Below are 19,746 nucleotides of genomic sequence, written 5' to 3'. Positions count from 1 at the left end.
GCGAAAGGGGGCAGGCTAGAGCCCTTCCTCGCTTCAATACGCGGTCGTGTACAGTGCGAGCCGTGATTCCCACAACAACATCCGAGACATGCAATCCACCGCTTCCCCCGCGCCCCAGGCTGAAGTTCAACCCAACGTGATCGCCGAAGTACGCGGCGGCATCGGCTGGCTGACGCTGAACCGGCCGCAGGCGCTGAACGCGCTGTCGCTGGAGATGATCCGCACGATGTCGCATGCGCTGCTGGCGTGGCAGCACGATCCGGAAGTCCACGCCGTCATCCTGCGCGGCGAAGGCGGCAAGGCCCTGTGTGCCGGCGGCGACATTCGCTTCTTTCACCGCGCCGCCACGGCCGGCGACCCGCAGCTCATCACCTTCTTCACCGAGGAATACCGCCTCAACCACCTGATCTTCAGTTATGCCAAGCCCTACATCGCGCTGATGGATGGCGTCGTCATGGGCGGTGGCATGGGCATCTCGCAAGGCGCGTCGCTGCGCGTCGTGACCGAGCGGACGAAGATGGCGATGCCCGAAACGAACATCGGCCTGTTCCCCGACGTGGGTGGCGGCTGGTTCCTGGCGCGCGTGCCGGGTCATGTGGGCGAATACCTGGGGGTGACCGGGCAGATGATCGAGGCGGCTGACGCGCTGTCGATCGGCCTCGCCGATTGCCACGTCAGCACCGAGGCGCTGGCGTCCATCGTCCAGCGTCTGCGCGACGGCAACTGGGACAGCGTCGAGCAGATCGCCGCGTGCTTTACCGAAGCCGCATCGGCGCCCGATGATGCCAAGGCCATCATCGCGCCGCACCGCGAGGCGATCGACGCCTGCTTCAGCCAGGGCAGCGTGCAAGGCATCTTCGCGGATCTGGCCGGCAGCACGGATGCCGAATGGGCCGCGCAGACCGCGGCGCACATGGCCAAGCGCTCGCCGTTGATGATGGCGGTGACGCTGGAGCTGATCCGCCGCGGCCGCCACACCACGCTGGCCGATGAGCTGCGCCGCGAACTCGACATGATGACCCACGTGTTTGCCGAAGGCGACGGTATCGAAGGCATTCGCGCGCTCGCCGTCGACAAGGACCATGCGCCCAAGTGGAAGCACGCCAGCATCGACGCCGTGCGTGACGACGAAGTCAACGCCTTCTTTGTTTCGCCGTGGCGCCGTGAGCAGCATCCGCTGCTGGGGCTGTCGGACTAGAACCGGTAAACTGCGCGCCTGGATGTTGAATCGTTGACTTGCTGTGACCGCTGAACGCCCCTCGCCGAACCCTCGCCGCTTGTCGGTGGCCCCGATGATGGATTGGACTGACCGACATTGCCGGTTCTTCCATCGCCAGATCTCGCGCCACACGTGGCTCTACACGGAAATGGTGACCACCGGTGCGCTGCTGCACGGCGACGTGCCGCGTCACCTCGATTTCGACGAAGTCGAGCACCCCGTGGCGCTGCAGCTCGGCGGCAGCGAACCTGACGACCTGGCCCAGGCCGCGCGCCTCGGCCAGCAGTGGGGCTACAAGGAAATCAACCTCAACTGCGGCTGCCCGTCGGAGCGCGTGCAGCGAGGGGCGTTTGGCGCGTGCCTGATGGCCGAGCCCAAGCTCGTCGCGCAGGGTGTCAAGGCGATGCGCGATGCGGTGTCGATTCCGGTCACGGTCAAGCACCGCATCGGCATCGACGCCATCGAAGCCTACGATTTTGTGCGGGATTTCGTCGGCACCATCGCCGAGGCCGGCTGCGAGACATTCATCGTCCACGCGCGCAACGCCATCCTCAAAGGCCTGAGCCCGAAGGAAAACCGCGAGATTCCGCCGTTGCGCTACGAGGTCGTCTATCAACTCAAGCGGGATTTCCCGCATCTGGAAATCCTGCTCAACGGCGGGGTGCAGACGCTGGAGCAGATCGACACGCATCTTGCCCACGTGGACGGCGTCATGATTGGCCGCGAGGCGTATCACCATCCGCACCTGATGGCTGCGTTCGATGCGCGGTACTACGGCGCAGGCACCGAGACCCCGACGCGCGCCGAGGTGGAAGACGCGATGATCGGCTACGTCGGCCGCTGGGTAGAGCGTGGCGGCTATGCGGGGGCCGCGGTGCGGCACATGCTGGGGCTGTATCGCGGCGTAGCAGGTGCGCGCGGCTGGCGGCGTGTACTGTCGGATTCCAAGGCGCTTGGCCGCGTCAAGACGTTGGCCGACGCGCATGCGTTGTTTGATGAGGCGCGGGCGCACCTGCGGCGCGGCGAGGAATCGAACGAGGAGGCGGTAGCGGTTTGATGTAGAGGAACGGGGCGCTGCCCCGACCGCTGAACGCAAAAAAGCCCGCGAATGCGGGCTTTTTCTTGAAACTTGGGGTGACTGATGGGATTCGAACCCACGACAACCAGAATCACAATCTGGGACTCTACCAACTGAGCTACAGCCACCGTTGTCGCTTAAACAGCGCGTTGCCGTTCAAGGAAACAGCGATTATACAAACATTCTTTGGACTTGCCTAGAGGGTTTCGCAACGGAGTTCATCGAGTCTCCGCCGCGACTATCGTCCCCTGGTGGTACACAACCTTCCAGCCATCCGCCGTTCGCCGCCACAACGTCGCCCGCCGTGTCGTCCGGTTCGACTGCACCAGCGTGTAGGTCAGCAAGTAGTTGTCCGGCGCGATCTCCTGGCAGCGGAAATCACGCGTTTGCCAGAAATCCTCGCCGATATGGCCGTGCCGCGCATCGAGAACGCCGAGCACATAGCTGCGGCTGTAGCGCTGGCCCGAGGCACCGGTTTCCCAGAAATCTTCCGTGGTCATGCGCTCGAAGTCTTCGCGGCGCGTGCCGAATTCCGGGCGATGGAAAATGGGCTCACGCCGGCGCAGTTCTTCCAGCACGTTCAGCAGACCGGGGGCGGTATCCAGAGACGGTTCCATGCGGCAAGCCTCCTGGGAAAGCCCCAAGCATACCCCGCAGCCGGCGTGGTTTAACGTTTTTCGCGGTGCACAATGCGTAGCTGGCACTTCGCCCCTATGATGGCGCCTTCGCCTTTTCCGGAATCCACTTCGATGCAACGCACTGCCCGTATTGGCCTGTCTTCGCTGACGATCGCACTGTCGCTGGCTTGCGGCGCCGGCGCCTTTGCCGCCACGCTTCAGAAACCGCAACTCGACGCGCTGCTCGCCGCCGAGCAATCCAAGGCATCGGCTGACCTGAACAGCTTTCTCACGGCAGCCGCGAAGGCCGATCCGCAAGTTGCAGGCAGTGTCGCCGCGTATCAGAAGAAAGCCCCCCTTGCCGGCGATGACCTCGTCAATATCGGGCGCCTGCTGGGGCTGTACAACCGCCTGCACAACCAGCAGGCCGTGATTGCTTCGATCGAGAAGATGGTCGCGCTGCCGACAGTGCGCGACGACAAGATCCCGCAGTACGAAAACCCCGCCATCGTCGCGTTTGGCAAGCTGGTCGAAGGCATGGCGCGCGACTTCGGCCTGAAATACCGCAACGTCGACAACCGCGTCTTTGAAGTCACGCTGCCCGGCACCGGCTCGGACGAATTCGGCATCCTGACCCACGCCGACGTCGTGCCCGCAAAGGCGGAGGAATGGGTGCTCGGCGACGGCACCAAGCTCGATCCGTTCAAGGTCACGCGTGTCGGCAATCTGCTGTACGGCCGCGGCACGATTGACGACAAGGGCTCGATTGCCGCCGCGATGTACGCCATGAAAACGGTCAAGGACAGCGGCGTGCCGCTCGCCCGCACGATCCGCCTGATGATCGAAACCACCGAAGAAACCGGTGGCGACGGCATGAAGTATTACCGCGAGCACACCCAATTGCCCGCGTACAACATCGTGCTCGACAGCAAGTATCCGGCTGTGGTCGCGGAGAAAGGTTCGGGCGCGCTCAAGGTGTTCTTCCCCGCGCAGGCAGGCGATGCTTCGCATACGGCCATCGTTTCGATGACGGGCGCGGCGTCGGCCAGCTCGATCCCGCAAACGGCCACCGCCACGCTCAAGGGCGGGGATCTGGGCGTGGCCGCCGCCGCGCTGGAAGCCAAGCGCGACGCGTTTGTGAACAGCCTCGCAGCGCAAGGCAAGTTCTCGATCGACATCGCGCGCACGGCGGACAGCATCGTCGTGAAGGTGATCGGCACGTCGGCGCACGGCTCGCGTCCGGAAGAGGGCGTCAACCCGTTGCCGCGCCTGGCGCTGTTCCTGCGTGCAGCCGATCTTGGCCTGGCAGACAACGCCTACGCTCACGCCGTGCGGTATCTGGCCGATGTGTACGGCACCGACTACCTCGGCAACACCATGGGCGTCGCCTACAAGGACGACTTCATGGGCCCACTGACCATTTCACCCACCGTGATCGGTGACAAGAATGGCCGCGTGGAGGTGACCGCCAACGTGCGCATGCCGCGCGGCAAAACGCCGGACGCCCTGCGCGGCGAGATCGCCGGCAAGATCAACGCATGGGCTAATGCCAACCATGTCGCCCTCGAGATCAACCACGACCAGGGCAACTGGATGGCGCGCGATCCGAAGGGTGCGTGGCTGTCGACGCTGCTCAACATTTACGGCGACACCACGGGCCTCGATGCCAAGCCCGTGCCGACGGCCGGCAGCACGACGGCCAAGCTGATGCCGAACGCCATCAATTTCGGCCCCGCCATGCCGGGCAAGAAATACACCGCGCACAACGCCAACGAGTACAAGGAAGTGCCGGACCTCGATCTCGATATGCAGATGTTCACCGAGATGCTGGTGCGCATCGGCAATCTGCCGTCGATGCAATAACCGACACCGACGGACGATCGCCATGAACATCATCCGCGCCAAATCGTTCACTGCCGAGCGTGCCTGGGGCGCGCTCGATATTGCCAATATGGGCGGCATTACCACGCGCCTGCACTGGACGGACCAGCCTTATCGCTGGCACGTAAACGATGGCGAGGAGGTGTTCGTGGTGCTCGACGGCACGGTCGACATGCATTACCGCGAAGCCGGCGAAGAGAAGGTCGCGACGCTGGCGCCCGGCGACATCTTCTTTGCCGGTGTCGGCTGCGAGCACGTGGCGCATCCGCGCGGCGAGGCCCGCATTCTCGTGGTCGAGAAAGCGGGGAGTGTTTAGGCCCCGGGCCCGTCGCAGCGAAAAAAAAGCCCGCAATCTGCGGGCTTCGAATTCAGCGATCTCATTGCCCCTGAGGGCACTGGCAATACTACTGTCACGTGCGCCAAACAACATCGGGGTAAACGTCCGTTTTGCTGGCGGAACACTGTCGAATGTGCCGCTGCAGCAACATCCGGACAGAAAAAACAGCCCGCTCAAACGGCGGGCCGAAAATCAGTTGAAGAAAGCCCTGTCCTCAGGGCACGGCAAGTGTATGAAATCAGTTGCGGCGGCAGCATTGGGGTATGCCCTGATCGGGCGCCGCGACGCGGTTTGCGGGCCTTGCCCGTCGTTCTTTTCCTCAGCAGCTTTCCGCCCCAGCGACACGTGAGGCCGCCGGAATCGCATCCAGCATGCGGCAGATGGCGGCCATGCTGCCGACCATCGTACGGCGCTGCTCCCCCTGATAGATGCGCACGCCCTGGGTTTGGCGGAAGGGCACCGGCTGTACCGGGCGGCGGCGGGAAGACATCGATCCGAGTCGCATGGCAGACCTCGTGAGTTCGGGTGGAAAAGCGAGTGGCAAGACTCCGCCCTGGCGAGCCCATGGCTCACCTCCAGGTTGGATCAAACAGCGAAGATTTGGCGCGGAGATGCGCCGAAGACTTTATGGAGCGGCAGGCCGGATCAGACCGACGGCCAAGCCCTCCAGGTGAAACTCATCACGATCCAGATCAACGTGGATCGGTTCGAAATCCGGATTCTCGGCAATCAGTTCGACATGGCGGCCCTTGCGCTGAAAGCGCTTGACCGTGACGTCATCGCCAAGTCGGGCCACGACGATCTTGCCGTTGGTGGCTTCGGTGGCACGTTGCACGGCCAGGAGGTCGCCATCCAGAATGCCGGCGTCGCGCATGCTCATGCCGCGCACCTTCAACAGAAAATCGGGTTGTGCAGAGAACAGCGACGGATCGACCTGATATTGGCGATCGATGTGCTCCGCAGCCAGGATCGGACTACCGGCGGCCACGCGGCCCACCAGCGGCAGTGTCAGTTGCATCAAGCCCATCGACGGCAGCGAGAACTGATGCTGCGCCGTGTCGCCTGCCGCCCGCAGCCGAATGCCACGCGAGGCGCCCGGCGTCAGTTCGATCACGCCTTTGCGTGCCAGCGCGCGCAGGTGTTCCTCGGCCGCATTGGGCGACGAGAAGCCGAACTCTGCCGCAATCTCGGCGCGCGTGGGCGGAAAGCCCGTGCGCTGGATCGTCTGGCGGATCAGGTCGTAAATCTGCTGTTGGCGGGGGGTGAGGGTGGCCATCGGCGTACTGTATATTTGAACAGGTGCTGTGATTTTATACAGTGACGCAGGAAGCGCAAGTGATTTTGTTGTGACCTGTTGCGCGCGCACCCAGTCCTTCTGACCGGCGTCAAAACCTACGCGACTGGTTAGAAGCTTATGCGCAATCCATGCAGGCGCGGCCGCAGGGAATCGCATAAAATCAAGGCCTTGACCGATTTTTGCATCGCCACATAACCCGATTGAGCTTCATTGGGTTGGCCCGAACGTCACCATGTCCGCCTTCAATCAAGAGACCGTTCTGAGCGTCCATCACTGGAATGACTCGCTGTTCAGCTTCAAGACCACGCGCGACCAGGCGCTGCGCTTCCATAACGGCCACTTCGTCATGATCGGGCTGGAGGTCGAAGGCAAGCCGCTGATGCGCGCCTACAGCATCGCAAGCCCGAACTATGAAGAGCACCTCGAGTTCTTCAGCATCAAGGTGCAAAACGGTCCGCTGACGTCGCGACTGCAGCATCTGAAGGTGGGCGACAAGCTGCTGGTGAGCAAGAAGCCCGTCGGCACGCTCGTGCTGGATGACCTGCTGCCCGGCAAGAACCTGTACCTGTTCGGTACTGGCACGGGCCTCGCGCCGTTCATGAGCATCATCCAGGACCCGGATACCTACGAGCGCTTCGAGAAGGTCGTGCTGCTGCACGGCGTGCGCCAGGTGAGCGAATTGGCCTATGCCGACTTCATCACCAGCGAGCTGCCGAACAACGAATTCTTCGGCGATCAGGTGCGCGAGAAACTGATCTACTACCCCACGGTCACGCGCGAACCGTTCCGCAACATGGGTCGTCTGACGGACCTCGTCGACAGCGGCAAGCTGTCTGCCGACATCGGTCTGCCCCCGATGGACCCGGCAGTCGACCGCGCCATGATCTGCGGCAGCCCGGCCATGCTGGAAGACACCTGCAAGCTGCTGGACGCCCGCGGTTTCAAGATCTCGCCGCGTATGGGCGAAGCGGGCGACTACGTGATCGAGCGCGCCTTCGTCGAGAAATAATCGATACGGCTTCTGCTGCAAACGCCGGCCTGTGTGCCGGCGTTTTGTTTTTGTCCGCGCCCCGGGCAATCCCGCGTCGGCAAAGGCGCGGCGGGCGGCTACAATGCGCGCCTTGCCCACCACGCATGTCTGCAACGATGTCCTTGCCTACCATCGCCATCCTCGCCACCGGCGGCACGATCGCCGGCTCTGCCGACGACGCTGGCTCCGCCGCACGCTATCGCGCTGGCGCCGTCCCCATCGATCAACTGCTCGCTGCGAGCAAGCTCGGTTTGGAGCGCCTCGCCAACGTGCGCGCCGAACAGGTCGCACAGATCGACAGCAAGGACCTGACGTTCGACGTATGGGAAAAGCTGGTGGCGCGTATCCGTCATTGGATCGACGTCGAGCGTGTGGACGGGGTGGTCATCACGCACGGCACCGACACGCTGGAAGAGACCGCGATGCTGCTGCACCTGACCCAGCAGACCGATACGCCGATCGTACTGACGGCGGCGATGCGGCCGTCGACGTCGCTGTCGGCGGATGGTCCGTTGAATCTGCTGAATGCGGTGCGGCTGGCGGCCAGCCCGTCTGCACGCGGGCGCGGCGTTCTCGTCGCGCTTAACCAGCGGGTGCATGCCGCACGCGATGTGCAGAAGGGTCACACCTATGCGGTGGAGGCGTTCGTCTCGCCGGATGCGGGGCCGTTGGGTTTCGTGCTCGATGCCCAGGTGCAGTTCCAGCGGGCAGCGCAGCGTGTGGCTGCGGAAGACGTCTTGCCGATGCCGCCGGCGGGCCAGTGGCCATGGGTTGAAGTGCTGGCGAGCTATGCGCAGCCTGATGCGCGTGTGGTCGATGCGTTGGTCTATGCCGGCGTGAAGGGGCTGGTGATTGCCGCAACGGGGGCCGGCTCCATCCATGCCAATCTTGAAGCGGCGCTGAACCAGGCCAGTCAGCAGGGTGTTTTCGTCCTGCGCTCAACCCGTACCGGTGCCGGCGTGGTGCCCGCGCAGCCGGGTGTGGAACGCTGGGCGGCAAGCGGCTCGCTCAATCCATATAAGGCCCGTGTGCTGCTGACGTTGCTTCTGGCGTCGGGCCGCGCCCAGGCAGAAGTTGCCTCCCTGCAGCAAGTCATTGATCGATATTGAAAAAATCGCCAAAGCCTGCGTATAATGGCAGGCTAACCAACCTTGCTGCACCGGAGTGTGACGCCCGGGCGGCTTAATCCACAAGGAGCGTCAATGCGTCATTACGAAATCGTATTCATCGTCCATCCGGACCAGAGCGAGCAAGTGCCCGCGATGATCGAGCGCTACAAGAGCACGGTCACCACGCAAGGCGGCCAAGTGCACCGCGTCGAAGACTGGGGCCGTCGTCAACTGGCCTACATGATCCAGAAGCTCGCGAAGGCTCACTACGTGTGCCTGAACATCGAGTGCGGCAAGGAAACCCTGGCTGAGCTCGAGCACGCGTTCAAGTTCAACGACGCCGTGCTGCGTCACCTCATCGTTCAGACCAAGAAGGCTGAAACGGCACCGTCGCCGATGATGAAGGAAGTCGCACGCGAAGAGGCCAAGAAGGCCGCTGCTCAGACCGAACAGGCCGCCTGATGCCGCGCGGTGCTGCGCAAGCCTGATCGCGCATCGCCAGCATGAACGAAACCCACGGGGACAACGCCATCAACCATCTGCAGCTCGTCGCCACTTTGGTCGAGCGCGAGGTGATGCGATACACCCCAGCCGGCGTGCCGATCGTCAATTGTCTGCTTGCCTATAGCGGACAGGTGATCGAAGCGCAGACAGTGCGACAGATCGAGTTTTCGATGGAAGCACTGGCGGCCGGCAAGATGGCTTCCGTTCTGAATCGCATCGCTCCGGGCACCGTTCTGGATTGCGTCGGATTCCTGGCTCGCAAGCACCGCAGCAGTAAGGCACTGGTCTTTCACATCTCCGGATGTAACGTATTCGTAAAGGATTGAATCATGGCATTCATGAACAAGAAGCAGCGCGACGCGAAGAACAAGAAGCGCTTCCAGCAGCAAAACCCGTTGTTCAAGCGCAAGAAGTTCTGCCGCTTCACCGTGGCCGGCGTTGAGCAGATCGACTACAAGGATCTGGACACGCTCAAGGATTTCATCGGCGAGAACGGCAAGATCACCCCGGCCCGCCTGACCGGCACGCGCGCGATCTATCAGCGCCAGCTGGACACGGCCATCAAGCGCGCACGTTTCCTCGCGCTGATGCCGTACACCGATCAGCACAAGCACTAATCAGCGGGATAAGGAGAACTCACAATGCAAATTATTCTGCTCGAGAAGGTCGTCAACCTGGGTAACCTGGGCGACGTGGTGCGCGTGAAGGACGGTTACGCTCGTAACTTCCTGATCCCGAACAAGCAAGCCCGCCGCGCTACCGATTCCGCCATCAAGGAATTCGAAGCCCGCCGTGCTGAGCTGGAAAAGCTGGCTGCTGAAAAGCTGGCCGCTGCGCAAGCCGAAGGCGAAAAGCTGAACGGCCTGACGCTGCAACTGTCGCAAAAGGCTGGTGTGGATGGCCGTCTGTTCGGCTCCGTTACCAACCACGACATCGCTGACGCACTGGTTGCACAAGGCTTCAAGGTCGAGAAAGCGCAAGTGCGTCTGCCGAATGGCCCGCTGAAGACCGTGGGCGACCACCCGGTCGTCGTGTCGCTGCACACCGACGTGGCAGTTGACGTGAACGTGTCGGTGCAGGGCGAGTCGGTCTAAGCACGCACGCAGTACCTCGCGGCGCCCGGGTCACCCGTCGACGCGAGTCAAGAAGGCAGGGACGAAAGTCTCTGCCTTTTTTTGTTGTCCTTTGTGTCAGGGGTTCAGATTGAAGACTGAGCAGCGCCGTTATAATCCCGCCATGAACGCGCCCTCCGATCCCCAGCTCGATTCCCTCAAGGTGCCGCCGCATTCCATCGAGGCCGAACAATCGGTGCTCGGCGGGTTGCTGCTGGATAACGCCGCCTGGGATCGCATTGCCGATTTCATCAACGAGCACGATTTCTACCGCTACGATCACCGGCTGATTTTCCACAACATTGGCAAGCTGATCTCGCAGGCCAAGCCGGCCGACGTGATCACGGTGTACGAGCAGTTGCAGGCGGCCGGCAAGGCGGAAGAGGTGGGCGGTCTGGCCTACCTCAACGCCCTGGCACAGAACACGCCGAGCGCCGCCAACATCCGCCGCTATGCGGAAATTGTTCGTGACCGCGGTGTGCTGCGCCAGCTGGTGACGATTGCGGATGAGATCTCCGCCGGCGCTTTCAACCCGCAGGGCCGCGACGTGCGGCAGCTGCTGGATGAGGCCGAATCCAAGGTGTTCGCCATTGCCGAAGAGGGCTCGCGCGGGCAGAAGGGCTTCCTGGAAATCCAACCGCTGCTGACGCAGGTGGTCGAGCGCATCGACGAGCTGTACCACCGCGACAACCAGAGCGACATCACCGGTGTGCCAACCGGCTTCGTTGACCTCGACCGCATGACCAGCGGTATGCAGGGCGGCGATCTGATCATCGTTGCCGGTCGCCCCTCGATGGGTAAGACGGCGTTCTCGCTCAATATCGGCGAACACGTTGCGGTGGAGCAGGGCCTGCCGGTGGCCGTGTTCTCGATGGAAATGGCGGGCACGCAGCTCGCCATGCGTATGTTGGGTTCCGTCGGCCGATTGGATCAGCACCGCCTGCGTACCGGCCGACTGCTCGACGAGGATTGGCCGCGCCTGACGCATGCCATCCAGAAGATGAACGATGCGCAGCTCTTCATTGATGAGACGCCCGCGTTGAACCCGATGGAATTGCGTGCGCGTTCGCGCCGGCTTGCACGGCAGTGCGGGCAGCTCGGCCTGATCGTCATCGACTACCTACAGCTGATGTCGGGCTCGGGCGGCGGTGAAAACCGTGCGACCGAGATTTCGGAAATCTCGCGCTCGTTGAAGGGCCTGGCGAAGGAACTCAACTGCCCCGTGATTGCGCTGTCGCAGTTGAACCGAAGCTTGGAGCAGCGTCCGAACAAGCGTCCGGTGATGTCGGACTTGCGTGAATCCGGCGCTATCGAACAGGATGCCGACGTGATCCTGTTCATCTATCGTGACCAGGTGTACAACCCCGATTCTCCGGACAAGGGGACGGCCGAAATCATCATCGGTAAGCAGCGTAACGGCCCGATTGGTACCGTTCGTCTCACGTTCCTGGGTGAATACACGAAGTTCGATAATTTCACCGGGGGCAATGCCTTCTTTGACAACGATACGTAACGTGTAATACGTGTCGGCCGGTCACAACGTGCCGCGTGTCGCGGGGCCGGTTCCGGTAAAATATTGCGTTTTAATGACAGCGCCGGCGGTGATCCCGTCCGGCGTTGTTTTTACGACTCCTGCTTTTTTCCGTTCCCAAGGATCATCATGTTCGGTCGCTTCATGCCCACCGAAGGCAAGTTTTTTGAGTACTTCAACCAGCACGCCGAGTGCGCCGTCAAGGCGGCCCACGCGCTCACGGAACTGGTCAATGACTTGCCCAATGCCGAAATGCATGCACGCAATGTGCAGAACTTTGAAAAGAAAGCCGATCGCATCACGCATGACACGATCGAGCTGCTGCACAAGACCTTCATCACCCCGCTCGACCGCGACGAGATCCACAAGCTGATCACGACGATGGACGACATCCTCGACCTGATGGAAGACGTGTCGCTCACCATCTCGTTGTACGACGTGACCAACCTGACGGACGAATCGCGCCAGCTCGCGACGATCTGTGTGGCGTGCTGCGAGGAAGTCCGCAAGGCGGTCGCGCTGCTCAGCGACATGAACAACGGTCGTCAGATTCTGACCATCGCCCAGGAAATCGACCGCCTCGAGTCGGAAGCCGATCGCGTGATGCGTGCCGCCATGGCCAAGCTGTTCCGCACCGAAAACGACATCAAGCTGTTGATCAAACTGAAGGCCATCTACGAGCAGCTGGAAAGCGTCACCGATCGTTGCGAGGATGTCGCCAACATCATCGAAGGCATCGTGCTCGAAAACGCCTGACGAGACGACGCCTCATGCATACGCTTCAGATCAGTCTCTGGGTGGTCGTTCTACTGGTGGCGCTGGCCATCGTGTTCGACTTCATGAATGGCTTCCACGACGCCGCCAACTCCATTGCGACGGTGGTGTCGACCGGCGTGCTCAAGCCACAGCAGGCAGTAGCGATGGCTGCGGCCTGCAACGTGATCGCCATTTTCATCTTCCACCTCAAGGTGGCAACCACGGTGGGGCGTGACACGATCGATCCGTCCATCGTCGATCACTACGTCATCTTCGGAGCGTTGGTGGGCGCCATCGCGTGGAACATCATCACGTGGTACTACGGTATTCCGTCAAGCTCGTCGCATGCGCTGATCGGTGGCCTGGTCGGCGCGGCTGTAGCCAAGTCTGGCACGGGCTCGCTGGTGGCCAGCGGCTTGCTCAAGACCGTGGCGTTCATCCTGATTTCGCCGTTGCTGGGTTTTATTCTCGGCTCGCTCTTGATGGTGGCGGTGTCCTGGCTGTTCTTCCGAACGCCGCCATCGAAGGTGGACCGATGGTTCCGGCGCTTGCAGTTGCTGTCGGCCTCGCTGTACAGCCTGGGCCACGGCGGCAACGACGCGCAAAAGACGATCGGCATTATCTGGATGCTGCTGATTGCCGGTGGGTACGCCTCCGCTACTGCAACCGAACCGCCGATCTGGGTCATCGTCTGCTGCTATGTGGCGATTGGCCTGGGTACGCTGCTGGGCGGCTGGCGGATCGTGCGCACGATGGGGCAGAAGATCACCAAGCTCAAGCCGGTGGGCGGTTTCTGCGCTGAAACCGGTGGCGCCATGACGCTGTTCTTCGCGTCGGCGTTGGGCGTGCCGGTGTCGACCACGCATACCATCACGGGCGCCATCGTCGGTGTCGGTGCGGCGCAAAAAGCTTCCGCCGTGCGTTGGGGGGTGGCAGGCAACATCGTCTGGGCGTGGGTGTTGACGATTCCCGCGTCGGCGTTCATGGCCGCGATCGCCTGGTGGATTGGCCGACACGTCCTGTAACGAAAGCCGGTTGCTGATTCACAGCAAAAACGAAACGCCCACCAAACCGGTGGGCGTTTTGCATAGGCGCGAGCGATGCGCTATTGCGTGGCGAAGCGCGCGATGGGGTCGTCGTCCGCTGGCGGCGTTGCAGCCGGCGGTATCCGCGTTGACATCAGGCTCTCAGCCTGGGCCTCGCGCGTGCGGGCGAGGGTGCCGAGCGGGTCATCGTCGATCGGGCGGGCAGGGCTGGCAGGTGCCGGCGTGATTGGCGTGTTGGCGGGCGCGGGTCCGTCCGGCAGGTTGCTCGCGGCGACGACGCGGCGCGCGCCCATGTAGCGGCTTGCCCAGTACGACTTCGTCATGTCTTCCAGACGCACCGTGCCACCTGTGGCCGGTGCATGAACAAACCGATTCTGGCCGACATAGATGCCCACGTGCGAATTGGGCTGGCCGGTCGTGTTGAAGAAGACGAGGTCGCCCGACGCAACTTCGCGACGGTCGAGCGAGGTGCCGCGGCGGCCCATTTCGGCGGCGGTGCGCGGCAGGTTCACGGAAGCGGCGCGCTGCACGACGTAGCGCACGAGCCCGCTGCAATCGAAGCCGCTGTCGGGCGTATTGCCGCCGTAGCGGTAGGGCGTACCGACCAGCGCCATGGCTTCGATGGAAATCTCTTCCAGACCCGCGCTCGGATCCTGGATAGGCGCGCCGCGTGTGCGCAGGCCTTGGTCGCGGGAGGCGGTGGAACGCGTGGGTGTCGACGAGCAGGCGGACAGCAGGCAGACCAGTGCAAGCAGAGCCGCGCCTGCGAGTCGGGTAGTGCCATAGGAAAAGCTGTACCGCGTCAGCATGCGCCATCAGGAGAGTCCGGATAGCGAGCATGCTATGCGCGCCGCGTCAGAAAGCCAAACTGCGTGTTGGCGAGGCGCAACGCCAAGCAGGGCGCGGGTCTGCGAATTTTGCCCTGATGGCGTCGCGTTTTGCGGGCAGTTTTACCAGCGCAGTTGGACGTTACGCGTGCTGCCGGTCTGTACCGTTGCTCGTTTGGTGGTGCCTTGGTATGTGGCGATGACGTTATAGCTGGCCGGCGGTGCCTTGATCAGACAGCGCGGGCCGTCGGCGCGAAAGCTTGCGACCTCCTTGCCGTGCCGCGTTAGCTGGACGTCGACGTCGGCCAGATACTCGCCGCGTGCGCCTTGGGTGAATAGCAGAGAGAGGTTGTAGTTGCGCGACTCACTGTTCAGCGCCTGCTGTTCGTCCTGTGCAACGCCGCCGCAGACGTAGCTGATCTGGCCGGCGGTCTTTGGCGTGAGGTCGTCGGCGAGCGCAACGGATGCGCCGGCGGACAGCATCATCGCCAGCGCGGCCGACGTCAGGGTCAAGCGCGATCGGGTCTGCAGGTTTGGCTGCATGGGCATCTTTGTCCTCCATCGGGAAAAAAGACAGGTGCCCGGAGTGCAGCAAAAAAAAGGCCGCGCAAAAGCGCAGCCTGATAGCACAACGGTTTGCGGCAGATGATTTTGCCGCGGCGTGATTTTTACAGCACGTCGGAGGCGTGATCTGCGAGTCGCGAGCGCTCGCCGCGCGCCAGCGTGATATGCCCGCTGTGGCTCCATCCCTTGAAGCGATCCACCACGTAGGTCAGGCCCGACGAACCTTCGGTCAGATACGGCGTGTCGATCTGCGCAATGTTCCCCAGGCAGACGATCTTCGTGCCGGGGCCCGCGCGCGTGACCAGCGTCTTCATCTGCTTGGGCGTCAGGTTTTGCGCCTCATCGATGATCAGGAACTTGTTGACGAAGGTGCGGCCGCGCATGAAGTTCATGCTCTTGACCTTGATGCGTGAGCGGATCAGCTCCTGCGTGGCTGCGCGGCCCCATTCGCCGGCGTTGTCGTCGGACTTTTGCAGCACCTCGAGGTTGTCGTCGAAGGCGCCCATCCACGGCTGCATCTTTTCTTCTTCCGTGCCGGGCAGGAAGCCGATGTCTTCGCCAACGGGCACCGTGGCGCGCGTGATGATGATCTCGTTGTAGAGCTTCTGATCCAGCACCTGCTCCAGGCCCGCTGCCAGTGCGAGCAGCGTCTTGCCCGTGCCGGCCTGGCCCAGCAGCGAAACGAAGTCCACTTCCGGATGCATCAGCAGGTTCAGCGCGAAGTTCTGCTCGCGGTTGCGCGCGGTCACGCCCCAGACATTGTTTTTCTGGTGCGTGTAGTCCTTGAGCGTCTGCAGCACGGCGGTCTTGCCGTTCAGTTCCTTGACTTGCGCATACAGCGGCAGGCTGCCGTCATTCGGCTCCAGGAAGACAAACTGGTTGACCAGGAACGATGGCACCAGCGGTCCCGACAGGCGGTAGAACGTCGTGCCCGTCTTCGGGTCCTGCCAGCTCTCGATGTTCTTGCCGTGCTTCTGCCAGAAATCTGCCGGCAGCGCCATGATGCCGCTGTAGAGCAGGTCGGTGTCTTCCAGCACGCGGTCGTTGAAGTAGTCCTCCGCCGGCAGGCCGAGGGCGCGCGCCTTGATCCGCATGTTGATGTCTTTGGACACCAGCACGACCGATCGGTCCGGACGCTGCTGCTGCAACGCGGCCACCACGCCGAGGATCTGGTTGTCCGCCTTGCCCTGCGGCAGCCCATCGGGCAGCTTGATGTCGTTCAGGCGCGTCTGGAAGAACAGGCGCCCCTGCGCATCGCGATTACCCAGCTTGGCAAGCGGCAGGCCGTCGTCCATGACGCCGTCGGTGCCCCCCACGAGCTGGTCAAGCGTGCGGCTCACCGTGCGGGCATTGCGCGCGACTTCGCTCATGCCCTTCTTGTGGTTGTCCAACTCTTCCAACGTCATCATCGGCAGATAGACGTCGTGCTCTTCAAAACGGAAGAGCGATGTCGGGTCGTGCATCAGCACGTTGGTGTCGAGCACGAACAGCTTGGTCGGCCCCTCGTCGCGGCGCGTGCGGCGGCGGGCGGCTGTTTCGGTCGATTTGCCTGTCGCGCTTACTTTGTCGACGGCCTTGGCGAGAATGCCCGCATGTTCGCGCGAACTGTCTTTTGCCATGGGAGACGCTTCGCCCGAGCGGGCGCGGGCCGTGCTGGCGGCATTGCGTTTAGGTTGCGCACGGCCGGTTTCTGACAGCGCCTCGCGCTCGAGCGCTGGCACCGGTTTTCGAGGTTCCTGACCCGCCTTCGGCTTTCCGGCTTTGCCGAAAGGCTTGAATTCAGCCGGGTCAAGCAATTGGGCTGGCTGGGTGGGCATGGTCGGCAGCGGCATGCTTCGATTACCTCTCTGGGTGGAACAACGACGAACCACCGCCCGCGCACATGGCGAGGCGGTGCTGGCGGAAAGCATGGGAAAACGGATGGGCGCGTCGCAGGGTTCGATGCATGGGCGACGGCCACAAAAAAGCCGCCATGACCTGCGAGAGGTGAGGCGGCCTGGATGAACGCCACGACAAGCTGCACGATTCGGACGTTCTGCCCAGCCTGTTTGCCGGGAAAAACGCAGAAGCGGTATCAGGCCAACTTGGCCGCCGGTACCGTCGTGGGCTATCGGAATGGCATCCGGATTTCGTACTCATCGGTTCCGACTGTATCGGAAGCTTTTGTGATTTGCAATCCGTCACACATGACGTGTGGCGCCGTCCAAACTGCGCCACGATTGATGACGAAATCAACGGAAAAGCAAGCGCCCTGCATGCCGTGCACGGCGCTTTCGTGCGCGATCGGCTTGACGCGCAGTTATAACGCGCGCACCGCCGCCAGCACATCGTCCACGTGGTTGGGCACCTTCACGCCCCGCCATTCCTTGCGGAGCACGCCCTTGCTGTCTATGAGGAATGTGCTGCGCTCGATGCCGCGCACGTCCTTGCCGTACATCTTCTTCATCTTGATCGTGTCGAAGATGTTGCAGACGGCTTCGTCGGCGTCGGAGATCAGCTCGAATGGCATCTCCAGCTTTGCCTTGAAGTTTTCGTGCGATTTCAGGCTGTCGCGTGAGATGCCGAACACCACGGCGCCAGCCGCTTCAAAGGCGTCGTACTGGTCGCGGAAATTCATCGCCTCGGTGGTGCAGCCGGGCGTGTTGTCCTTCGGATAGAAATACAGCACAACGATCTTGCCGCGCTGCGATGCGGGCGAAAACGTGATGCCGCTGGTGGCTGGTGCGGAGAAATCGGGAAGAGGCTTGTCGATCGTGACGGGCATGGTGTGTTCCGGAAAACCTCGGGAAGAGACAGGAAGCTCGTGGACGAGCAATGCTGAGGCACTGCGCCAGCCGCCAAACCGGCGATCGGAAGGATCAGGCCGGTTGAACGATCAGGCTGCCGCTGCGGCCGGCAACTTCGCCCCACGTAACGGGCTGCACGGGCAGGGTACTGCGATCGAGCGTTGCGTAGTAATCGCCCATCGACCCAAGCCGATGGCCTTGCGCGCGCCAGCCTCGCAGCAACTCGCGGAAGATCGGGGCGAGTTTCTGCCCTTCAAGTTCCGCATGCAAGGTAAATACCTGGTCGCGGTCGGACTCGGTCATCTTCAGGATGTGCCGCGCGACGTTGTCGAGGGTGATGTCCTCCACGCCGATCAGTTCGTCCAGCGTGGGCAGCGTGGTCGGCAATTGCACGTGGTTCAGCGCCTTGCCGTCAACGCTCGGGATGTACGGATGCGTGCCCCGGCCGTCGGAGGCGTAGGCCATGCCCCAGTTGTCGATCTGGCGGAACGCGTGGTCGTTCATTTGCCAGCCGGCGGCACCGTGGGTCACGGGGGGCCTGCCGAATACCTGGATGAAGCGCGCATGAGCGGCGGCCATTTGGCGGGCGGTCCAGCCGGCATCGCGCTGGCGCACGTTGTCTTGCCAGAGCACGTGATCCCACGTGTGGATGCCTGTCTCGAAATCTGCCTCGGCAATGGCTCGCATTTCGGCAGCGGCTTTGCGGCCGATGTCGGGGCCGGGCAGCAGCACGCCATACATCAGCGTACGAAAGCCGTAATGCTCGACGACCGACGTGCGGGAAACCTTTTTCAGGAAACCGGGGCGGAAGGCCCGGCGCAGCGCCCAGCCGGTGTGATCCGGTCCGAGGCTGAAGAGGAAGGTCGCGCCCGCCTCGTGCTCGCGCAACATGCGCGCGAGGTTGGGCACGCCTTCGCGGGTGCCGCGCAGGGTGTCGACGTCGATCTTGAGAACGATGAGAGCCATGGACCTGCGCGGGGTGTTGCCTTTACTTGTTGCCGCTGCCGTCTTCGACCAGGCTGCGGGCTTCAGCCACGTGCGTGCGATACGCTTCGAAGATGTTCGCCAGCGCGTCCTTCATCACCGTGGTCGGCTTCCAGCCGAGGTCTTCCATGGTGTTGGCGATCTTCGGCACGCGGTTCTGCACGTCTTGGTAGCCGGTGCCGTAGTAGGCGCCGGAAGTCGTTTCCACCAGCTGGACCTGCTTGGCGGTGTCTTTGTACTCGTCGATTTGGGCGGCCTGTTCCAACATCATGTTGGCCAGTTCACGCACCGAGTAGTTGTTCGACGGGTTGCCGATGTTGTAGATCTTGCCCGAGGCCACGCCGTCCTTGTTGGCGATGATGCGCACCAGCGCGTCGATGCCGTCGTCGATATACGTGAACGCGCGTTTCTGGCTCCCGCCGTCGACGAGCTTGATGTTCTCGCCGCGCACGATGTGGCCGAGGAACTGCGTCACCACGCGCGACGAACCTTCCTTCGGGGTATAGATCGAGTCCAGGCCCGGGCCGATCCAGTTGAACGGACGGAACAGCGTGAAGTTCAGGCCTTCCATGCCGTAACCCCAGATCACGCGGTCCATCAGCTGCTTGGAGCAGGCGTAGATCCAGCGCGGCTTGTTGATGGGGCCGTAGATCAGCGGCGAGGCTTCCGGATCGAATTCGGAATCGCTGCACATGCCGTAGACCTCGGAGGTCGACGGGAAGACGAGGTGCTTGCCGTACTTGGCAGCCGAGCGAACGATCGGCAGGTTGGCTTCAAAGTCCAGCTCGAACACGCGCAGCGGGTCTTTGACGTAGGTCGACGGCGTGGCGATGGCCACCAGCGGCAGGATCACGTCGCACTTCTTCACGTGATATTCGACCCACTCCTTGTTGATGGTGATGTCACCCTCGAAGAAATGCATGCGGGGGTGATTGACCAGGTCGCCCAGACGCTCGGTCTGCATGTCCATGCCGTAGACCTCCCAGTCGGTGGTCTCCAGGATGCGCTTGGACAGGTGGTGGCCGATGAAGCCGTTGACGCCGAGGATCAGTACTTTTTTCATGAAGG

The 19,746-nt window shown here is 62.5% G+C and carries 23 protein-coding genes and 1 tRNA gene; 13 read left to right on the top strand and 11 right to left on the bottom strand.

Annotated elements, in window-relative coordinates; all coding sequences use genetic code 11:
• The first annotated feature begins 88 nt into the window (after window positions 1–88).
• The gene (locus ABIC76_RS18810) at window positions 89–1,198 is read left to right on the top strand and encodes an enoyl-CoA hydratase/isomerase family protein (protein ID WP_354534892.1); all 1,110 of its coding nucleotides are present in this window, start codon (window positions 89–91) and stop codon (window positions 1,196–1,198) included.
• A gap of 43 nt (window positions 1,199–1,241) precedes the next feature.
• A complete protein-coding gene (dusA, locus tag ABIC76_RS18805) occupies window positions 1,242–2,276 on the top strand; it encodes a tRNA dihydrouridine(20/20a) synthase DusA (RefSeq protein ID WP_354534891.1) in 1,035 nt (344 codons plus the stop codon).
• A gap of 73 nt (window positions 2,277–2,349) precedes the next feature.
• Here the strand turns inward: dusA and ABIC76_RS18800 are convergent.
• Window positions 2,350–2,425 (bottom strand) — tRNA-His (locus ABIC76_RS18800).
• A 90-nt stretch (window positions 2,426–2,515) separates the two neighbouring features.
• The gene (locus ABIC76_RS18795) at window positions 2,516–2,914 is read right to left on the bottom strand and encodes a nuclear transport factor 2 family protein (protein ID WP_354534890.1); all 399 of its coding nucleotides are present in this window, start codon (window positions 2,912–2,914) and stop codon (window positions 2,516–2,518) included.
• A 132-nt stretch (window positions 2,915–3,046) separates the two neighbouring features.
• Between ABIC76_RS18795 and ABIC76_RS18790 the strand changes: the two genes are divergently transcribed.
• Together ABIC76_RS18790 and ABIC76_RS18785 are read left to right on the top strand one after the other, a co-directional pair.
• Window positions 3,047–4,777, top strand: a complete 1,731-nt coding sequence (locus ABIC76_RS18790) for a dipeptidase (RefSeq protein WP_354534889.1) — start codon at window positions 3,047–3,049, stop codon at window positions 4,775–4,777.
• A 22-nt stretch (window positions 4,778–4,799) separates the two neighbouring features.
• Window positions 4,800–5,111, top strand: a complete 312-nt coding sequence (locus tag ABIC76_RS18785; protein ID WP_102067058.1) for a cupin domain-containing protein — start codon at window positions 4,800–4,802, stop codon at window positions 5,109–5,111.
• Window positions 5,112–5,451: 340 nt separating this feature from the next.
• Here ABIC76_RS18785 and ABIC76_RS18780 read toward each other — a convergent pair whose 3' ends face one another.
• Window positions 5,452–5,637: a hypothetical protein gene (locus ABIC76_RS18780; protein ID WP_102067060.1), complete on the bottom strand. Its 186-nt coding sequence runs from the start codon at window positions 5,635–5,637 to the stop codon at window positions 5,452–5,454.
• 120 nt (window positions 5,638–5,757) lie between these two features.
• Entirely contained in the window at window positions 5,758–6,408 is a 651-nt protein-coding gene (lexA, locus tag ABIC76_RS18775) for a transcriptional repressor LexA (RefSeq protein WP_354534888.1), read from the bottom strand.
• Between the two features lie 253 nt (window positions 6,409–6,661).
• Between lexA and ABIC76_RS18770 the strand changes: the two genes are divergently transcribed.
• The 7 genes from ABIC76_RS18770 (at window position 6,662) to ABIC76_RS18740 (ending at window position 11,697) form a co-directional block, all read left to right on the top strand.
• Window positions 6,662–7,438, top strand: coding sequence for a ferredoxin--NADP reductase (locus ABIC76_RS18770; RefSeq protein WP_027677555.1), 777 nt, complete (start codon window positions 6,662–6,664; stop codon window positions 7,436–7,438).
• A gap of 137 nt (window positions 7,439–7,575) precedes the next feature.
• Complete coding sequence (locus ABIC76_RS18765; RefSeq protein WP_354534887.1) at window positions 7,576–8,568, top strand: asparaginase; 993 nt, start codon at window positions 7,576–7,578, stop codon at window positions 8,566–8,568.
• Between the two features lie 93 nt (window positions 8,569–8,661).
• Entirely contained in the window at window positions 8,662–9,030 is a 369-nt protein-coding gene (gene rpsF / locus ABIC76_RS18760; protein WP_027677553.1) for a 30S ribosomal protein S6, read from the top strand.
• Window positions 9,031–9,071: 41 nt separating this feature from the next.
• A complete protein-coding gene (gene priB / locus ABIC76_RS18755; protein ID WP_354534886.1) occupies window positions 9,072–9,398 on the top strand; it encodes a primosomal replication protein N in 327 nt (108 codons plus the stop codon).
• Window positions 9,399–9,410: 12 nt separating this feature from the next.
• On the top strand, window positions 9,411–9,689 hold the full coding sequence (gene rpsR, locus ABIC76_RS18750; protein ID WP_037022304.1) for a 30S ribosomal protein S18: 279 nt from the start codon (window positions 9,411–9,413) through the stop codon (window positions 9,687–9,689).
• Window positions 9,690–9,713: 24 nt separating this feature from the next.
• Window positions 9,714–10,166, top strand: coding sequence for a 50S ribosomal protein L9 (rplI, locus tag ABIC76_RS18745; RefSeq protein ID WP_027677551.1), 453 nt, complete (start codon window positions 9,714–9,716; stop codon window positions 10,164–10,166).
• 142 nt (window positions 10,167–10,308) lie between these two features.
• The gene (locus ABIC76_RS18740) at window positions 10,309–11,697 is read left to right on the top strand and encodes a replicative DNA helicase (protein WP_027677550.1); all 1,389 of its coding nucleotides are present in this window, start codon (window positions 10,309–10,311) and stop codon (window positions 11,695–11,697) included.
• A 21-nt stretch (window positions 11,698–11,718) separates the two neighbouring features.
• Here the strand turns inward: ABIC76_RS18740 and ABIC76_RS18735 are convergent, their stop codons facing one another.
• The gene (locus tag ABIC76_RS18735) at window positions 11,719–11,973 is read right to left on the bottom strand and encodes a hypothetical protein (protein ID WP_354535071.1); all 255 of its coding nucleotides are present in this window, start codon (window positions 11,971–11,973) and stop codon (window positions 11,719–11,721) included.
• Here ABIC76_RS18735 and ABIC76_RS18730 point away from each other — a divergent pair.
• Complete coding sequence (locus ABIC76_RS18730) at window positions 11,860–12,471, top strand: DUF47 domain-containing protein (RefSeq protein ID WP_354535062.1); 612 nt, start codon at window positions 11,860–11,862, stop codon at window positions 12,469–12,471. The two genes, ABIC76_RS18735 and ABIC76_RS18730, sit on opposite strands and share 114 nt — an antisense overlap.
• A 14-nt stretch (window positions 12,472–12,485) precedes the next feature.
• Complete coding sequence (locus ABIC76_RS18725) at window positions 12,486–13,496, top strand: inorganic phosphate transporter (RefSeq protein ID WP_004626498.1); 1,011 nt, start codon at window positions 12,486–12,488, stop codon at window positions 13,494–13,496.
• Between the two features lie 80 nt (window positions 13,497–13,576).
• Here the strand turns inward: ABIC76_RS18725 and ABIC76_RS18720 are convergent, their stop codons facing one another.
• The 6 genes from ABIC76_RS18720 to ABIC76_RS18695 all read right to left on the bottom strand — a co-directional run bounded on the left by ABIC76_RS18720 (window position 13,577) and on the right by ABIC76_RS18695 (window position 19,741).
• Window positions 13,577–14,326, bottom strand: coding sequence for a C40 family peptidase (locus ABIC76_RS18720; RefSeq protein WP_354534885.1), 750 nt, complete (start codon window positions 14,324–14,326; stop codon window positions 13,577–13,579).
• Window positions 14,327–14,467: 141 nt separating this feature from the next.
• On the bottom strand, window positions 14,468–14,893 hold the full coding sequence (locus ABIC76_RS18715) for a hypothetical protein (protein ID WP_027677547.1): 426 nt from the start codon (window positions 14,891–14,893) through the stop codon (window positions 14,468–14,470).
• 119 nt (window positions 14,894–15,012) lie between these two features.
• A complete protein-coding gene (locus tag ABIC76_RS18710) occupies window positions 15,013–16,740 on the bottom strand; it encodes a PhoH family protein (protein WP_027677546.1) in 1,728 nt (575 codons plus the stop codon).
• 467 nt (window positions 16,741–17,207) lie between these two features.
• Complete coding sequence (locus ABIC76_RS18705) at window positions 17,208–17,672, bottom strand: peroxiredoxin (protein WP_009238321.1); 465 nt, start codon at window positions 17,670–17,672, stop codon at window positions 17,208–17,210.
• A gap of 94 nt (window positions 17,673–17,766) precedes the next feature.
• Window positions 17,767–18,660, bottom strand: a complete 894-nt coding sequence (locus ABIC76_RS18700; protein ID WP_354534884.1) for a 4-deoxy-4-formamido-L-arabinose-phosphoundecaprenol deformylase — start codon at window positions 18,658–18,660, stop codon at window positions 17,767–17,769.
• Between the two features lie 22 nt (window positions 18,661–18,682).
• Window positions 18,683–19,741, bottom strand: a complete 1,059-nt coding sequence (locus tag ABIC76_RS18695; protein WP_354534883.1) for a bifunctional UDP-4-keto-pentose/UDP-xylose synthase — start codon at window positions 19,739–19,741, stop codon at window positions 18,683–18,685.
• Window positions 19,742–19,746 lie beyond the last annotated feature (5 nt).

This window comes from Ralstonia sp. 1138, assembly GCF_040544795.1.
Taxonomy (GTDB): Bacteria; Pseudomonadota; Gammaproteobacteria; order Burkholderiales; family Burkholderiaceae; genus Ralstonia; species Ralstonia flatus.
The sequence above is the reverse complement of the archived record's forward strand: the minus strand, read 5'-3'. Positions and strand labels throughout refer to the sequence as shown.

Excerpts from the sequence above, each read along its gene's own strand:
- ABIC76_RS18810 (WP_354534892.1), top strand. The coding sequence starts at position 89 with ATGCAATCCACCGCTTCCCCCGCGCCCCAGGCTGAAGTTCAACCCAAC.
- ABIC76_RS18795 (WP_354534890.1), bottom strand. The coding sequence starts at position 2,914 with ATGGAACCGTCTCTGGATACCGCCCCCGGTCTGCTGAACGTGCTGGAA.
- ABIC76_RS18790 (WP_354534889.1), top strand. The coding sequence starts at position 3,047 with ATGCAACGCACTGCCCGTATTGGCCTGTCTTCGCTGACGATCGCACTG.
- ABIC76_RS18785 (WP_102067058.1), top strand. The coding sequence starts at position 4,800 with ATGAACATCATCCGCGCCAAATCGTTCACTGCCGAGCGTGCCTGGGGC.
- ABIC76_RS18780 (WP_102067060.1), bottom strand. The coding sequence starts at position 5,637 with ATGCGACTCGGATCGATGTCTTCCCGCCGCCGCCCGGTACAGCCGGTG.
- lexA (WP_354534888.1), bottom strand. The coding sequence starts at position 6,408 with ATGGCCACCCTCACCCCCCGCCAACAGCAGATTTACGACCTGATCCGC.
- ABIC76_RS18770 (WP_027677555.1), top strand. The coding sequence starts at position 6,662 with ATGTCCGCCTTCAATCAAGAGACCGTTCTGAGCGTCCATCACTGGAAT.
- ABIC76_RS18765 (WP_354534887.1), top strand. The coding sequence starts at position 7,576 with ATGTCCTTGCCTACCATCGCCATCCTCGCCACCGGCGGCACGATCGCC.
- rpsF (WP_027677553.1), top strand. The coding sequence starts at position 8,662 with ATGCGTCATTACGAAATCGTATTCATCGTCCATCCGGACCAGAGCGAG.
- priB (WP_354534886.1), top strand. The coding sequence starts at position 9,072 with ATGAACGAAACCCACGGGGACAACGCCATCAACCATCTGCAGCTCGTC.
- rpsR (WP_037022304.1), top strand. The coding sequence starts at position 9,411 with ATGAACAAGAAGCAGCGCGACGCGAAGAACAAGAAGCGCTTCCAGCAG.
- rplI (WP_027677551.1), top strand. The coding sequence starts at position 9,714 with ATGCAAATTATTCTGCTCGAGAAGGTCGTCAACCTGGGTAACCTGGGC.
- ABIC76_RS18740 (WP_027677550.1), top strand. The coding sequence starts at position 10,309 with ATGAACGCGCCCTCCGATCCCCAGCTCGATTCCCTCAAGGTGCCGCCG.
- ABIC76_RS18730 (WP_354535062.1), top strand. The coding sequence starts at position 11,860 with ATGCCCACCGAAGGCAAGTTTTTTGAGTACTTCAACCAGCACGCCGAG.
- ABIC76_RS18735 (WP_354535071.1), bottom strand. The coding sequence starts at position 11,973 with ATGCATTTCGGCATTGGGCAAGTCATTGACCAGTTCCGTGAGCGCGTG.
- ABIC76_RS18725 (WP_004626498.1), top strand. The coding sequence starts at position 12,486 with ATGCATACGCTTCAGATCAGTCTCTGGGTGGTCGTTCTACTGGTGGCG.
- ABIC76_RS18720 (WP_354534885.1), bottom strand. The coding sequence starts at position 14,326 with ATGCTGACGCGGTACAGCTTTTCCTATGGCACTACCCGACTCGCAGGC.
- ABIC76_RS18715 (WP_027677547.1), bottom strand. The coding sequence starts at position 14,893 with ATGCCCATGCAGCCAAACCTGCAGACCCGATCGCGCTTGACCCTGACG.
- ABIC76_RS18710 (WP_027677546.1), bottom strand. The coding sequence starts at position 16,740 with ATGCCGCTGCCGACCATGCCCACCCAGCCAGCCCAATTGCTTGACCCG.
- ABIC76_RS18705 (WP_009238321.1), bottom strand. The coding sequence starts at position 17,672 with ATGCCCGTCACGATCGACAAGCCTCTTCCCGATTTCTCCGCACCAGCC.
- ABIC76_RS18700 (WP_354534884.1), bottom strand. The coding sequence starts at position 18,660 with ATGGCTCTCATCGTTCTCAAGATCGACGTCGACACCCTGCGCGGCACC.
- ABIC76_RS18695 (WP_354534883.1), bottom strand. The coding sequence starts at position 19,741 with ATGAAAAAAGTACTGATCCTCGGCGTCAACGGCTTCATCGGCCACCAC.